We start from the raw sequence: 16259 nt of genomic DNA, 5'->3' as shown, positions 1-16259 counted from the left end.
TTATGCTCCTATATCCTGAACGCGACGAACGTCTTTCTCTTCGCCGTACTGTAGCGCCATAGTAATCGCTTCAGCACCTGCCAACGTAGTGGTATATGGCACTTTATGCTGTAGAGCACTACGACGAATATCAGCTGAATCTTCGATCGCTTTACGGCCTTCAGTTGTATTCACAATGTAAGCAATCTCATCATTCTTGATCATATCAACAATGTTTGGACGACCTTCCATCACTTTGTTTACAACTTCAACCTCAAGGCCTTGCTCAGCCATTAGCTTAGCAGTACCACGAGTAGCCACTAGAGAGAAGCCTAGCTCAACCAGATCCTTAGCAATCTGCATGGAAGCATCTTTATCAACTTCACGTACAGAGATGAACGCTTTACCTGCTTGCGGCATAGTTTCACCCGCACCGATCTGCGCCTTCATAAACGCTTCACCGAAGGTAGCGCCAACACCCATTACTTCACCAGTAGATTTCATCTCTGGGGATAGAATTGGGTCAACACCTTGGAACTTGTTGAACGGGAATACAGCTTCTTTCACGTTGAACAATGTTGGCACGATCTCTTTAGTGAAGCCAAGTTCAGCTAGAGTCTTACCAGTCATTACCTGCGCACCGATTTTCGCTAGAGAAACACCGATACACTTAGAAACAAACGGTACAGTACGGGATGCACGAGGGTTAACCTCGATCACGTAAATTTCACCATCCTGATATGCAAGCTGGGTATTCATTAGGCCAACCACACCTAGCTCCAACGCCATCTTACGTACCATCTCACGCATTTCATCTTGAACATCATCAGCAAGACTATACGGAGGGAATGAACATGCAGAGTCACCAGAGTGAACACCCGCTTGCTCGATATGCTGCATGATTGCACCGATAACTACATCTTTACCGTCACAAACCGCATCAATATCAACTTCAACCGCTGCATTTAGGAAGTGATCCAACAATACTGGCGCGTCGTTAGATACCTGTACCGCAGTATTCATGTAGCGGCGTAGCTCTTCCTCTTTGTACACGATCTCCATTGCACGACCACCTAGCACATAAGATGGACGAACAACTAGTGGGTAACCAAGCTTGTCAGCTTCGATGATCGCTTCTTCTAGAGAACGTACAGTCGCGTTTTCTGGCTGTTTAAGACCAAGGCGCTTCAGCATTTGCTGGAACTGCTCACGGTCTTCTGCACGGTCAATCGCTTCTGGAGATGTACCGATAATTGGTACGCCAGCCTGCTCAAGTGCAACAGCCAGTTTCAGCGGCGTCTGACCACCGTACTGAACGATAACACCTTTTGGCTTCTCAACATTTACGATCTCAAGTACATCTTCAAGCGTGATTGGCTCGAAGAACAGACGATCAGAAGTATCGTAGTCGGTAGAAACAGTCTCAGGGTTACAGTTAACCATGATTGTTTCGAAACCGTCGTCACGCGCTGCAAGTGCTGCGTGTACGCAGCAGTAGTCAAACTCTATACCTTGACCGATACGGTTTGGGCCACCACCAATAACCATGATCTTGTCACGGTCAGAAGGATTCGCTTCACACTCTTCTTCATAAGAGGAGTACATATAAGCAGTATCAGACGCGAATTCAGCCGCACAGGTATCAACGCGCTTATAAACTGGACGCACATCTAGGTTATGACGATGCTTACGGAACTGCTTCTCAGAAACACCAAGGAGAGTTGCCAAGCGCTCATCAGAGAAACCTTTACGCTTAAGACGGAACACAGCATCTTTATCAAGATCGGACATTGCCATCTCAGATACGCGCTGCTCATCTTTGATAATGTCTTCTACTTGAACCAAGAACCAAGGATCAATACCGCTGATCTCGTATAGCTCTTCAACGCTCATGCCCATACGGAATGCATCGCCTAGGTACCAGATACGCTCTGCACCCGGCTCTTTCATCTCACGTACGATCGTAGAGCGTGCATCTTCGCTAGTAATGTCGATAATTGGGTCAAAACCAGTCGCACCAACCTCTAGACCGCGAAGCGCTTTCTGTAGAGATTCCTGCTGAGTACGGCCAATTGCCATAACCTCACCAACAGACTTCATCTGAGTTGTCAGACGATCATTTGCCTGCGGGAATTTCTCGAAAGTGAAACGAGGGATTTTAGTAACAACGTAGTCAATAGATGGCTCGAAAGACGCTGGCGTAGCACCGCCAGTGATATCGTTTTGTAGCTCATCTAGTGTGTAACCAATTGCTAGCTTCGCAGCTACTTTTGCAATTGGGAAGCCTGTCGCTTTAGATGCCAAAGCGGAAGAACGAGATACACGAGGGTTCATCTCGATTACTACCATACGGCCATCTTTCGGGTTTACACCAAACTGTACGTTAGAACCGCCAGTTTCTACGCCGATTTCACGCAGCACTGCCAAAGAGGCATTACGCATGATTTGATATTCTTTATCAGTAAGCGTTTGCGCTGGTGCAACAGTGATAGAATCACCTGTGTGAACACCCATTGCATCGAAGTTCTCGATCGCACAAACGATGATGCAGTTGTCGTTTTTGTCACGAACAACTTCCATCTCGTACTCTTTCCAACCGATCAAAGATTCATCGATTAACAATTCACTTGTTGGTGACAGATCTAGGCCACGCTCACAAATTTCGATGAACTCTTCTTTGTTGTATGCGATACCACCACCGGTACCACCCATAGTAAAGGATGGACGGATGATACATGGGAAGCCTAGTTGCGCTTGAACCTGCAACGCTTCTTCCATGCTATGCGCGATAGATGCACGTGGACACTCAAGACCAATTGCCTTCATCGCTTTATCGAAACGATCACGGTCTTCCGCTTTATCGATCGTGTCAGCGTTCGCACCGATCATTTCAACGCCGTATTTTTCAAGAACGCCTTCACGCTCAAGATCCAAAGCACAGTTCAATGCAGTCTGACCACCCATTGTAGGCAGAAGCGCGTCTGGCTTTTCTTTGGCAATAATCTTTTCTACTGTCTTCCAGTTGATTGGCTCAATGTAAGTTGAGTCAGCCATCGCTGGATCAGTCATAATGGTCGCAGGGTTAGAGTTAACCAGAATGACGCGGTAACCTTCTTCACGCAGCGCTTTACAAGCTTGTGCGCCAGAATAGTCAAATTCACATGCCTGACCGATAACAATCGGGCCAGCACCAAGAATCAAAATACTTTTTAAGTCCGTACGTTTTGGCATCGGTAATAAACCAGTCGTATCAGTTAATAACTGCGGCAGGCGGCTAATTCACACCTGCCTTGTATCGTTTCAAAAGCCTGTAAACTCAGGCCGAACTGCGATTAAGCTTTCGCAGCCTTCATATCTTCGATGAAGCGATCAAATAGAGGCGCTACATCGTGTGGGCCTGGGCTAGCTTCAGGGTGACCCTGGAAACTAAATGCCGCACGATCTGTTCTCTCAATACCCTGCAAAGAGCCATCAAACAGAGACTTATGCGTAGCACGCACATTTTCTGGAAGCGCATCTTCGTCAACAGCAAAACCGTGGTTTTGAGAGGTAATCATCACTTGCTTGCCATCCAAATCTTGAACTGGGTGGTTAGCACCATGATGACCAAACTTCATTTTTACTGTCTTAGCACCAGAAGCCAACGCTAGTAGCTGATGGCCCAAGCAGATACCAAATACAGGTAGATCTGTTTTGCAGATCTCTTCGATTGCAGCAATTGCGTAATCACATGGTTCTGGATCACCAGGGCCATTAGATAGGAATACGCCATCTGGATTCAACGCAAGCACTTCTGCAGCAGGTGTTTTGGCAGGAACAACCGTTAGGCGGCAACCGCGTTCAACCAACATGCGCAAAATATTGCGTTTCACACCATAGTCATATGCAACAACATGAAACTCTTGATCTGCTGCGACTTTCTCTTCATGACCTTGGCCTAGCTTCCAAGTAGAAGAAGTCCACTCGTATGTCTCTTCAGTTGTAACAACTTGAGCTAGATCCATACCTTTTAGACCCGGGAACGATTTAGCTTCAGCTAGCGCTTTAGCTTCATCAATATCACCGGCCATAATGCAACCGTTAAGAGAACCCTTTTCACGCAAAATACGTGTTAAACGTCGTGTATCAATATCAGCGATACCAACGATATTGTTATCCTTAAGATAATCATCAAGGTTCTTTTCATTACGGAAGTTACTCGCAACCAATGGAAGGTCACGAATGACTAAACCAGCAGCCCACGTGCGAGAAGATTCTTCATCTTCCGTATTGGTGCCAGTATTACCAATATGTGGATATGTCAGGGTAACAATCTGACGGCAGTATGATGGATCCGTTAGGATCTCCTGGTAACCCGTCATAGAGGTATTAAATACAACCTCGCCGCTAGACAGACCGTCTGCGCCAATGGCTACGCCCTTGAAAATGCTTCCGTCTTCAAGAGCAAGAATGGCTGGTCTCGCCAATTGAACCTCCCCGCGTAAATGCGCAACAACAAAAATCAGAAACGATACGTGCAAAAAAGCGAGGTAAAACCTGAAGTTAACCTCGCTTTTTTGTTTTAGAAACCTGTGTGTAAATTTTGCCTTAGGCAAAACGACTGCATTCTATGCCAAATTCGCCAATCTGTCCATCACACTCAACGAAAAGAGTTATGTAACAAACGGTCAATTAACACATCTGACACATTATTGAAGTAAAAAGCACTGCAAGAAACTGTATCAAACACCGCTCTCATAAACATAAGGCCTCTTATGAAGATTTCGACAATTACACGCATTGCGAGCATAACATTAGCCCTAATCGTAATTTTATTGGCTGCCGCTATTTTTTGGTCCTTAGAACGCCTAGATTCCGCCTTCAAAATGAAAGACAACTATCATGGCTACATTAATGAAATCTACATAAAGCTAGAACAGCCTGTCTCAAAGTATTTGATGACAGGGGATGCAACTTTACTGACGACAATAGAAAAGAACCTTGAAGTCCTTTCAGAAAGCACACAAAAAAACTTACCAGAAGAGATACAAGCTGGCGTTTTAGGTCAATTAAAGAACATAAAGGACAAAACTCTCACTGAAATGCGCGCTGCAGGCAAACTTGCACAACCAGAAGTACTACTCACACACAATGAAAGAGAATTAAACGACGCCATACAATCCGTCAAAGAATATGCAGACAAAGCAAGCTACGACCAAAACCCTATCAAGAATAGCTATGTAGATTTACTATTTAGCCTGCAAAAAAACACTGTTCTACTCAGCCACAGCCGCCAAAGCTACTTTGAAAATAACAAAAGCGAGAGCCTACAACAGATTCAATTTATCCTTTCTGAACTTAAGAAAGACGCAGAAGCAATTAACAAGCTTGAACGACTCGGCATATTCAAAGAAGCAGAAGACGAAGATGACCTCTCCTCTTTGCTAGGCCTTGCAACCGAAATGGCGAGCGATAACGACAAAGAAGAGATTGGTGATGAACCTATAGCAAACATCAAAGATCTTGTTAATCGCTACCCAAAAGAACTTCAAAATGCGAAAAAGTTCAGTCAACAAAAAACTGAATCAAGCTCTGCTGCACAGAAAAATGTGGCTAATTTAGAACACTCAGTGGCAAGCATCGCCAGCACTATCGCAGATAGATATGAGGACATTCAGTTTTCAGTATATCTAATCATGACAATTTGCACCGTTCTGATTATTGCAACTGGCATATCCATGAACATATTACTTCGTAAATTAGGCAGCATCCTGATCGCAACAACGGAGTATATAGATCAACTGTCACATGGAAAATTTAGCAGCAACATTCAAATAGACTCAAGACTAACCGAAGCCGAAACACTCAATAGCGCTATAGACAGACTGCAATGTTTCTTCAAAGAATTCCTTATGAATATCCAGCAGGAAACTAACAATTTAAGACAACTTCAAAACAGCGCCATCATAGAAGCAACACAGCTAGAAAACACAGTGCAACAGCAACAAGCAGCCACAGAAAATGCTGTAGTGCAAATTACACAGCTAAACAGCTCATTCACTGAAGTAGCAACGAGAGCAACACAGAGCAGCTCAGCAACGCTAGAAGCCTCGCAACTGGCAAATAAAGGCTATGAACAAATTAAAGCTACGGGTGATCATATAGATAAGTTAAACAATGAAATTGCAGCAACATCAGAATCACTGAACGCGTTACAAGAAGATTCTATTGCTATACAAAATGTACTCGGCGTAATCCAAGGCTTCGCAGAACAAACTAACTTATTGGCCTTAAACGCAGCAATCGAAGCAGCTCGAGCAGGGGAAACAGGTCGCGGGTTTGCTGTAGTAGCAGATGAAGTGAGAAACCTTGCAGCAAACACCGCAAAATCAGCAGATGAAATTCAAAGAATCACAACCCGTTTAAATCAAACGACCGAACAAACTGTTGAAAAGATGGGTATCCAACAAAGAGCTGCAACCGACACTGTAAATCTTGCAAAAGACGCTCAAGAAGCAATTAAAATCATTAGAAACTCAATCAGTGAAATTAACGATATGAGTGTTTTAATAGCATCGTCAACAGAAGAGCAAACCTCTGTTACCTCAGAAATAGCAGATACAATTGAGACAACCAATACATTAAGCCAATACACAAAATCTGCAGCTGAAACAAACAAACAACAAGCAGAGCAGCTATCATTTGCAAGCGAACAATTAACCGCAGTAATTTCAAATCTACATTAAAAATAAAAAGCCCGGCTCATGCCGGGCTTTTTACAATTAATCAAACTACTTTGCAGAAAACTCATTCCAGTTTTTAAGACTTACTATTAAAGCATTAGCCATAAAACCATCTGCCTCCATATCCCTTATTGCTTTAGCTAACATCCCTCTTAAAGCACCTGTGTTGCATTTAGATTTATGTGAAACAGTAAGATACAAACCCTCACTACTAATAGCTGGGTCTAGCACTTCAAGATCTGATTTATAGCCAAGCAAGTCAGCATAAGCCAATCCTGGGTTCTGCTCATACAACGCGTAGTCAGCTCTTGACCGTTTAATCATCAGGAACGCCTGTTTAAGAGACGCAACATACTGCAAATTCAAATTAGCCTTGGCGTACTCATCAAACTCTTGACCAAAACTATTGTTTATTACCGTTACACCCAACCTTCCAATAAGGTCTTCTCGCTTATCATATACAAGACCAGACCCTTTACGCCGCCAAACAACACTCTTTGTATTGAGGAAAGCTGGATAAACATAATCCATATACTGGTTTCGAGGGATCGTATAAAAAGCCCCAGCCATCAAATCAATCCTGCCGGAACGAAGCATATCCTGCGCTCTGGCCCATGAACCGACATCCTGAAGTTGAATCTCAACACCCAAGCGCTTAGCTAGCTCATCCATAATCAAACGATTCGCACCTAACAGATCGGTACTGCCATCATCAGCACGCCAAAGATACGGTGGGTATTCTGAATTCCCTGTCGCCGTTAAAACCTTACACTCTTCTGCTTGCAAAGAAGCAGAGATAACAGCCATTAATGATATAAAACAACAATTAAAATAGAACTTAACGCTCTTCATCACCAACACCTTTCGCCTCTATAAGACCGAATCCTCAGAAGCAGTATAGATACAAGGATGATTAAGCAGCAAGTTTCTTAGCTTCGATGGATCCGAAGGACAGCGAAGGACAGCGAAGGACAGCGAAGGACAGCGTTCGGTTTAGTATTAGGTTTAATTAAGACAACTCATACTAACTTGTTTATCTGTTTTTATCCGTTTTATCCGCTCCAAGCAGCGCCTATCTGCCCTTAACCGTTTTTTATAGCCCACAACGAAAAAACCCCGATCACAGCGTGACCGGGGTTTTCTCTTAATTAAATGCTTGGCGATGACCTACTCTCACATGGGGAAGCCCCACACTACCATCGGCGATGTTGCGTTTCACGTCTGAGTTCGGGATGGATTCAGGTGGTTCCACAACTCTATGGTCGCCAAGCAAAACTGTTACAACTTAGATCTGATTCTTCTTTTATTTGATCTAGATAGTTTATCGACTGTAGTTTAACTACGCGCTAATTCGTTACTCTCTATCGTCTTACGTATCTTACAAGTCACTTGCCAAACGCCTTGGGCGTTATATGGTCAAGCCTCACGGGCAATTAGTATTGGTTAGCTCAACGCCTCACAGCGCTTCCACACCCAACCTATCAACGTCGTAGTCTTCAACGGCCCTTTAGGGGAATCAAGTTCCCAGTGAGATCTCATCTTGAAGGAGGCTTCCCGCTTAGATGCTTTCAGCGGTTATCCCGTCCGAACGTAGCTACCCGGCAATGCAATTGGCATCACAACCGGTACACCAGAGGTTCGTTCACTCCGGTCCTCTCGTACTAGGAGCAACTCTTCTCAAATCTCAAACGCCCACGGCAGATAGGGACCGAACTGTCTCACGACGTTCTAAACCCAGCTCGCGTACCACTTTAAATGGCGAACAGCCATACCCTTGGGACCGGCTTCAGCCCCAGGATGTGATGAGCCGACATCGAGGTGCCAAACACCGCCGTCGATGTGAACTCTTGGGCGGTATCAGCCTGTTATCCCCGGAGTACCTTTTATCCGTTGAGCGATGGCCCTTCCATACAGAACCACCGGATCACTAGAACCTACTTTCGTACCTGCTCGACGTGTCTGTCTCGCAGTCAAGCACCCTTCTACTCTTGCGCTCATTGCATGATTTCCGACCATGCTGAGGGTACCTTCGTGCTCCTCCGTTACTCTTTGGGAGGAGACCGCCCCAGTCAAACTACCCACCACACAATGTCCCCGATCCCGCTTAGGGAACTGGGTTAGAACCTCAACATTACCAGGCTGGTATTTCAAAGGTGGCTCCACCCTATCTGGCGACAGGGTTTCAAAGCCTCCCAGCTATTCTACACAAGTAATGTCAAAGTCCACTGTGAAGCTGTAGTAAAGGTTCACGGGGTCTTTCCGTCTAGCCGCGGGTAAACTGCATCTTAACAGCTATTTCAATTTCACTGAGTCTCGGGTGGAGACAGTGTGGCCATCGTTACGCCATTCGTGCAGGTCGGAACTTACCCGACAAGGAATTTCGCTACCTTAGGACCGTTATAGTTACGGCCGCCGTTTACCGGGGCTTCGATCAAGAGCTTCGCACAAGTGCTAACCCCATCAATTAACCTTCCGGCACCGGGCAGGCGTCACACCCTATACGTCCTCTTTCGAGTTTGCAGAGTGCTATGTTTTTAATAAACAGTCGCAGCCACCTGGTATCTTCGACCGGCCTCAGCTTAGGGAGCAAGTCCCATCACCAAAACCGGCGCACCTTCTCCCGAAGTTACGGTGCCATTTTGCCTAGTTCCTTCACCCGAGTTTTCTCATACGCCTTAGTATTCTCTACCTGACCACCTGTGTCGGTTTAGGGTACGGTTAGTCATAACCTGAAGCTTAGAGGATTTTCCTGGAAGCATGGCATCAACTACTTCAGTCCATAAAGGACCTCGTCATCGGTTCTCGGTCTTAAGGACCCGGATTTGCCTAAGTCCTCAACCTACTACCTTAAACGCGGACAACCAACGCCGCGCTAGCCTAGCCTTCTCCGTCCCCCCATCGCAGTTATGAGCAGTACAGGAATATTAACCTGTTTCCCATCGGATACGCTCTTCAGCCTCTCCTTAGGGGCCGACTCACCCTACCTCGAATAGCGTTGGATAGGAACCCTTGGTCTTCCGGCGGGGAGGGTTTTCACCTCCCTTATCGTTACTCATGTCAGCATTCGCACTTCTGATACCTCCACGGTGCCTTACAGCTTCCGCTTCAACAGCTTACAGAACGCTCCTCTACCATGCACAAAGTGCATCCGTAGCTTCGGTGTTATGCTTAGCCCCGTTATATCTTCCGCGCGGGCCGACTCGACTAGTGAGCTATTACGCTTTCTTTAAAGGGTGGCTGCTTCTAAGCCAACCTCCTAGCTGTCTAAGCCTTCCCACATCGTTTCCCACTTAGCATAAACTTTGGGACCTTAGCTGACGGTCTGGGTTGTTTCCCTTTCCACGACGGACGTTAGCACCCGCCGTGTGTCTCCCGTGATTGAACTCATGGGTATTCGGAGTTTGCATCGGGTTGGTAAGTCGGGATGACCCCCTAGCCGAAACAGTGCTCTACCCCCATGGTTAGACACGAGGCACTACCTAAATAGTTTTCGAGGAGAACCAGCTATCTCCGAGTTTGATTAGCCTTTCACTCCTATCCACAAGTCATCCGCTGGCTTTTCAACGACAGTCGGTTCGGTCCTCCAATGCGTGTTACCGCATCTTCAACCTGCCCATGGATAGATCACTCGGTTTCGGGTCTACTCCTAGCGACTGGACGCCCTATTAAGACTCGGTTTCCCTACGGCTCCGCAAATGCTTAACCTTGCCACTAAAAGTAAGTCGCTGACCCATTATACAAAAGGTACGCAGTCACCGTCCGAAAACGGCTCCCACTGCTTGTACGTACACGGTTTCAGGGTCTATTTCACTCCCCTCACAGGGGTTCTTTTCGCCTTTCCCTCACGGTACTGGTTCACTATCGGTCAGTCAGGAGTATTTAGCCTTGGAGGATGGTCCCCCCATATTCAGACAGCGTTTCACGTGTGCCGTCCTACTCGATTTCACTTTAAAAGACCTTTCACATACGGGGCTATCACCCACTATGGCCACACTTTCCAGAGTGTTCTGTTAAATCTAATAAAGCTTAAGGGCTGGTCCCCGTTCGCTCGCCGCTACTTAGGGAATCTCGGTTGATTTCTTTTCCTCTGGGTACTTAGATGTTTCAGTTCCCCAGGTTCGCCTCTAATAACCTATGTATTCAGTTAAAAGATACCTATAAATAGGTGGGTTTCCCCATTCGGAAATGTCCGGATCAAAGGTTGTTTACCACCTCCCCGAACCTTATCGCAGGTTACAACGTCCTTCATCGCCTCTGACTGCCAAGGCATCCACCGTGCACGCTTAGTCACTTGACCATATAACCCGAAGGCGTCTGGAATCACAGTAACTTGTATTGCTAGTAACGATAGATTTCGCCGAATTGGCGCATGCAGTAAAACTACATGTCTTAAATCTAAATCAAATGAATCAAATCCAAATTGTTAAAGAGCGTTTAAAGCAAAAAAGCTTTAAAAGATAATGTCTTAAACGACAATATGTTTTAAAACTCTTCCTTCTCATCCAAAGGATGATGGTGGAGCTATGCGGGATCGAACCGCAGACCTCCTGCGTGCAAAGCAGGCGCTCTCCCAGCTGAGCTATAGCCCCAAAGAAAACAGTAAGGCTATTATTGGTAGGCCTGAGTGGACTTGAACCACCGACCTCACCCTTATCAGGGGTGCGCTCTAACCAGCTGAGCTACAAGCCTACACCGTTGCTCTTAACTTCTCTGATCAGATAATTCGTGTGAACGCTTGCCGAGAATCGGCTTTCGTTTAAGGAGGTGATCCAGCCCCAGGTTCCCCTAGGGCTACCTTGTTACGACTTCACCCCAGTCATGAACCACACCGTGGTAACCGCCCTCCCGAAGGTTAAGCTAGCTACTTCTGGTGCAATCCACTCCCATGGTGTGACGGGCGGTGTGTACAAGGCCCGGGAACGTATTCACCGCGACATTCTGATTCGCGATTACTAGCGATTCCGACTTCATGGAGTCGAGTTGCAGACTCCAATCCGGACTACGACCGGTTTTCTGAGATTAGCTTACCCTCGCAGGTTCGCGGCCCTCTGTACCGGCCATTGTAGCACGTGTGTAGCCCAACTCGTAAGGGCCATGATGACTTGACGTCGTCCCCACCTTCCTCCGGTTTGTCACCGGCAGTCTCCTTAGAGTTCCCACCCGAAGTGCTGGCAAATAAGGACAAGGGTTGCGCTCGTTACGGGACTTAACCCAACATTTCACAACACGAGCTGACGACAGCCATGCAGCACCTGTCTCAGAGTTCCCGAAGGCACGAAACTATCTCTAGTAACTTCTCTGGATGTCAAGAGTTGGTAAGGTTCTTCGCGTTGCGTCGAATTAAACCACATGCTCCACCGCTTGTGCGGGCCCCCGTCAATTCATTTGAGTTTTAACCTTGCGGCCGTACTCCCCAGGCGGTCTACTTATCGCGTTAGCTGCGCCACTAAAAGATCAAGTCTCCCAACGGCTAGTAGACATCGTTTACGGCGTGGACTACCAGGGTATCTAATCCTGTTTGCTCCCCACGCTTTCGCACCTCAGTGTCAGTATCGGTCCAGGTAGTCGCCTTCGCCACTGGTGTTCCTTCCTATATCTACGCATTTCACCGCTACACAGGAAATTCCACTACCCTCTACCGTACTCTAGATTGGCAGTATCAGGTGCAGTTCCAAGGTTGAGCCCTGGGCTTTCACATCTGACTGACCAATCCACCTACGCGCGCTTTACGCCCAGTAATTCCGATTAACGCTCGCACCCTCCGTATTACCGCGGCTGCTGGCACGGAGTTAGCCGGTGCTTCTTCTGCAGTTAACGTCACAGCTAGCAGGTATTAACTACTAACCTTTCCTCACTGCTGAAAGTGCTTTACAACCCTAGGGCCTTCTTCACACACGCGGCATGGCTGCATCAGGCTTGCGCCCATTGTGCAATATTCCCCACTGCTGCCTCCCGTAGGAGTCTGGACCGTGTCTCAGTTCCAGTGTGGCTGATCATCCTCTCAGACCAGCTAGAGATCGTCGCCTTGGTGAGCCATTACCTCACCAACTAGCTAATCTCACGCAGGCTCATCCAATAGTGCAAGGTCCGAAGATCCCCTGCTTTCCCCCGTAGGGCGTATGCGGTATTAGACCAAATTTCTCTGGCTTATCCCCCGCTACTGGGTAGATTCCTACGCGTTACTCACCCGTCCGCCACTCGTCATCAACTAGCAAGCTAGTCATGTTACCGTTCGACTTGCATGTGTTAGGCCTGCCGCCAGCGTTCAATCTGAGCCATGATCAAACTCTTCAGTTTAAATCATTTGTGTTACCAGGAATGTGGTAACGGACTCTAGTACTAAACAACCGGATAACATTCTTAAGAACGTTAAACCTTTGTAAATCGCTTTAAATGAATTCACTTGGTTGCTTGTCTAGAAAAAGTTTGCTTCTTCTCAACAAGCGCCCACACGAATTATCTGATCAAATTGTTAAAGAGCGTTGCTTTTTGACTCTCCGCTGACTCAGCGTTTCGTCTCAAGCGAGGCGCATATTCTACTGTGCGCTCATTCAAAGTCAACCGTTTATTTTGCAATTTTGTAAAATTTTTTACTCAGCAACCGGACTTTGAATCCTGCCCCGTAAGCAATCTAAAAAACCAATGTTTTCAATCACTTACTAAGCACCTCACTTAGCTCAATAAGCCCCGTTTTGGCGGCCTCCCTAAGCAAGGACGGCGAATTCTACAGACATCTGAAAAAGGGTCAACACCCAATCTTAAAAAAAGTGCAAAAAGTTGAAAAAAAGTTACAAAACACCTCAAATCGATTAAGGACTAATCAGATGCGGTTGTTACTTATACGACAAACAAGAAAGGCGCTTACAATTTTGCTTAAGCGCCTTTCATTTCCGGACTTATTTATGGTCTATTAAAGGTATTACACCGGAATATAATTTAGTGGAATCACTGTGCCCCATAGAATTACAGAAGCAACGATAATACCCACTAGTGTACAGAGTCCCACTGTCAGGATAGAGGTCGAAAACAGAAAGGCTCTCTCTTCAGGTATTTTCATTATTACAGGCACACCTATATAGAGTAGGTAGACCGTGTAACAAATTGCAAATAAGCCAACTGTCACATTAAACCAGAGCAATGGATACAACGCAGATAAACCTGCTAAGAACATTGGAGTCGCCGTGTAAGTTGCTAGCGATAGGCAATCATCAAATGAAACATTGCCACCATAGTTCTTCTCCATCCAATGAATGGCCCATGTTATAAACCCAACTCCAACCCACATTGCAAAGTAAAATGCGATTGCAGCAGGCAAGGCGCTCATTGCATCTAGCTTCACATATTCAGAACCCGCAATGCTCCAACCTATTTGGGTTGTCCCGATGAACATTGAGATTGCTGGTATGGCAGCCAAAATACTTATTTGTTGCATATATATATGCGACGCGCTGTAGTGCTCTTTTCTTATTTGTCCCCACTCCTCTTTTGGGTGGTACATTATTCCCATCATATGCTGAATAAACATGATGCATCCCCTCGTTTAATTTAGGTGCAGCACCAATCCATTAGCGCTACATCAATTAACTTCTTGTTTCATTACTGATTTTCTCTCCATTTCCACAGGTTTCAGGAACTTTAAGTTTTAACCGTTGCTGTTTTTCATATCATGTAGTGATCTACAAGCAATGCGACAAACAGCAACATGATGTAATTGATACTGTATTTAAAAAGTAACATGGGTGATTGACTTGGCTCTGTCCACAAGCAAGCAACCCTATATAGAAATTTAGCATTTAGTGCTAACACCAAACCCAGATAAATCGCCCCACTCATTCCCGTCATAACAGGGAATAACGTTGTTGCCACCATTAACATGCTATAAAGCATGATTTGCAAACGTGTATATGCGACACCATGTGTAACTGGCAGCATTGGAATACCAGCTTTTGCATAGTCCTCTTTGCGAGCTATACACAGAGCCCAAAAGTGCGGAGGTGTCCAAGCAAAGATAATAAGCACAAGTAGCAGCGCGTTCGGTTCTATCGAGCCTGTTATAGCTGTCCAGCCTAATAGCGGTGGTGCTGCACCGGCTATACCGCCGATTACAATATTCTGGGGTGTCGCTCTTTTCAGCCATACAGTATAGACCACCGCATAACCCATTAACGCCGCCACTGTTAACCATGCTGTCAGCGCATTAACCCAGAAGACCAAGATTGCAATTCCTGATACACCAAGCACAGCTGCGAATAACAGTGCTTGTAGCGGACTTAATTTGCCTTGGGGTAAAGGCCGCCTTTTCGTCCGAGCCATTTTTTCATCGATCTTACGATCCATGATGTGATTTACTGCTGCTGCAGAGCCAGCTGCCATGCCAATTCCAACTAGTCCTAATAAGACGTTACTAATCGGTGGAATTTCCTGCACTGCTAGAAACATACCCACAGCAGCAGTTACCAGCATAACGACCACAACCTTAGGCTTACATAAAATCAGATAATCTCGCCAAGAAACCCCTTCTGTACGAATGCTTACTAATTCTTGGTTATCCATGATTCACCTCTACAGTCCGTAGCCGCAGCTCATAAATTTTTAACAGAACCAACAATAATCCAACCGCCACTGCATGGTGCCCAATCGCCAACAGATTAGGCACTGCATAAATAGCGTTTAATCCACCCAGCAATATCTGGATCGATAACAGGGCTAACAAGCCATATAGCCAACTTCGTATGTATATCTGCCGATGTAACTTAACCACCAGCCAAGCACACACGATCAAGACCACCAGCGCACCGATTCTATGCCCCTGTTGAATTGCCACACGCGCATCTAACGGTAGCAAACCACCTTGGTAATTTGGGCCAATGGTTTCCGTAAGATTAAAACCTCTCGTAAAATCACTACCGATATTCTCGCCCATGCTACAACTCAACCAGTGACCACAAGCGGGGCCTGCATAGTTTGAACTGGTCCAACCACCGAGCACTATCTGCAGCAACAGAACAGCCAATGCATACTTGATCCACTTACTGCATTTTGTCTTTTGCTTTTTCACTCCAGCCATCAATGTTTTCACTTTGCTTCTGAGGACATACACACCTGTTAACGTCAGTACTCCACCTAACAGATGCAAAGTCACTACTGGCGGATAAAGCTTCAAAGTAACTGTCCACATTCCAAATACAGCCTGCACAGTGACTAACAAGAGCAAGCCATAACTTAAATAAACCGGATATGTTTGCACGCGCCTTAATCTATAGGCGCAAAGAGCCAAAGCGGCTATTACTAAGCCTAAAGATCCCGCTAAATAACGATGACCCATTTCTAGTGCTGTTTTACCAAGCTCTATTGGGGTATCAGGGTAAATATCCTGTGCTTCAGTCAAAGCCGTTTGATCAGTAGGCATCAACATATAGCCATAACAACCCGGCCAGTCAGGGCAGCTTAGTCCCGCATGATTAATACGAGTCCACGCTCCTAACAACACAACGCAGAGCGCAAGCACTATTGCTACATTACTCAACCGCCATATCAGCTTTAACATTAATTCCCCCG

General features: G+C 46.0%; 7 protein-coding genes, 2 tRNA genes and 3 rRNA genes. 1 reads left to right on the top strand and 11 read right to left on the bottom strand.

All coding sequences use genetic code 11. The features are described from left to right. Both carB and carA read right to left on the bottom strand, forming a co-directional pair. Positions 1-3210: a carbamoyl-phosphate synthase large subunit gene (gene carB, locus ACMXYW_RS01810; protein ID WP_415905005.1), complete on the bottom strand. Its 3210-nt coding sequence runs from the start codon at positions 3208-3210 to the stop codon at positions 1-3. Between the two features lie 101 nt (positions 3211-3311). Then, the gene (gene carA / locus ACMXYW_RS01805) at positions 3312-4445 is read right to left on the bottom strand and encodes a glutamine-hydrolyzing carbamoyl-phosphate synthase small subunit (protein ID WP_415899948.1); all 1134 of its coding nucleotides are present in this window, start codon (positions 4443-4445) and stop codon (positions 3312-3314) included. A 288-nt stretch (positions 4446-4733) separates the two neighbouring features. Between carA and ACMXYW_RS01800 the strand changes: the two genes are divergently transcribed. Then, positions 4734-6704, top strand: a complete 1971-nt coding sequence (locus ACMXYW_RS01800) for a methyl-accepting chemotaxis protein (RefSeq protein WP_415905004.1) — start codon at positions 4734-4736, stop codon at positions 6702-6704. Positions 6705-6749: 45 nt separating this feature from the next. On the opposite strand, the gene ACMXYW_RS01795 is transcribed toward ACMXYW_RS01800, so the two are convergent. From ACMXYW_RS01795 to ACMXYW_RS01755, 9 genes are all read right to left on the bottom strand, one after another. Continuing rightward, entirely contained in the window at positions 6750-7553 is an 804-nt protein-coding gene (locus tag ACMXYW_RS01795; protein ID WP_415905003.1) for a substrate-binding periplasmic protein, read from the bottom strand. A 302-nt stretch (positions 7554-7855) separates the two neighbouring features. After that, positions 7856-7971, bottom strand: a 5S ribosomal RNA gene (rrf, locus tag ACMXYW_RS01790). A 142-nt stretch (positions 7972-8113) separates the two neighbouring features. Beyond that, positions 8114-10998, bottom strand: a 23S ribosomal RNA gene (locus ACMXYW_RS01785). 216 nt (positions 10999-11214) lie between these two features. Beyond that, positions 11215-11290, bottom strand: a tRNA-Ala gene (locus tag ACMXYW_RS01780). A 23-nt stretch (positions 11291-11313) separates the two neighbouring features. Beyond that, a tRNA-Ile gene (locus ACMXYW_RS01775) sits at positions 11314-11390 on the bottom strand. A 68-nt stretch (positions 11391-11458) separates the two neighbouring features. Continuing rightward, positions 11459-12998, bottom strand: a 16S ribosomal RNA gene (locus tag ACMXYW_RS01770). The 16S, 23S and 5S rRNA genes sit together here with 2 tRNA genes alongside, the layout of an rRNA operon. 622 nt (positions 12999-13620) lie before the next feature. Then, positions 13621-14226, bottom strand: coding sequence for a Yip1 family protein (locus ACMXYW_RS01765; protein WP_415883295.1), 606 nt, complete (start codon positions 14224-14226; stop codon positions 13621-13623). Between the two features lie 134 nt (positions 14227-14360). Then, a complete protein-coding gene (cyoE, locus tag ACMXYW_RS01760) occupies positions 14361-15254 on the bottom strand; it encodes a heme o synthase (RefSeq protein WP_415905002.1) in 894 nt (297 codons plus the stop codon). Beyond that, the gene (locus ACMXYW_RS01755) at positions 15247-16248 is read right to left on the bottom strand and encodes a COX15/CtaA family protein (RefSeq protein WP_415905001.1); all 1002 of its coding nucleotides are present in this window, start codon (positions 16246-16248) and stop codon (positions 15247-15249) included. The genes cyoE and ACMXYW_RS01755 overlap by 8 nt, the downstream gene beginning before the upstream one ends. Positions 16249-16259 lie beyond the last annotated feature (11 nt).

The organism is Neptuniibacter sp. QD48_55 (genome assembly GCF_047778115.1).
Taxonomy (GTDB): domain Bacteria; phylum Pseudomonadota; class Gammaproteobacteria; order Pseudomonadales; family Balneatricaceae; genus Neptuniibacter.
Note: the sequence above shows the minus strand (reverse complement) of the source record. Positions and strands in the feature narration are given on the sequence as shown.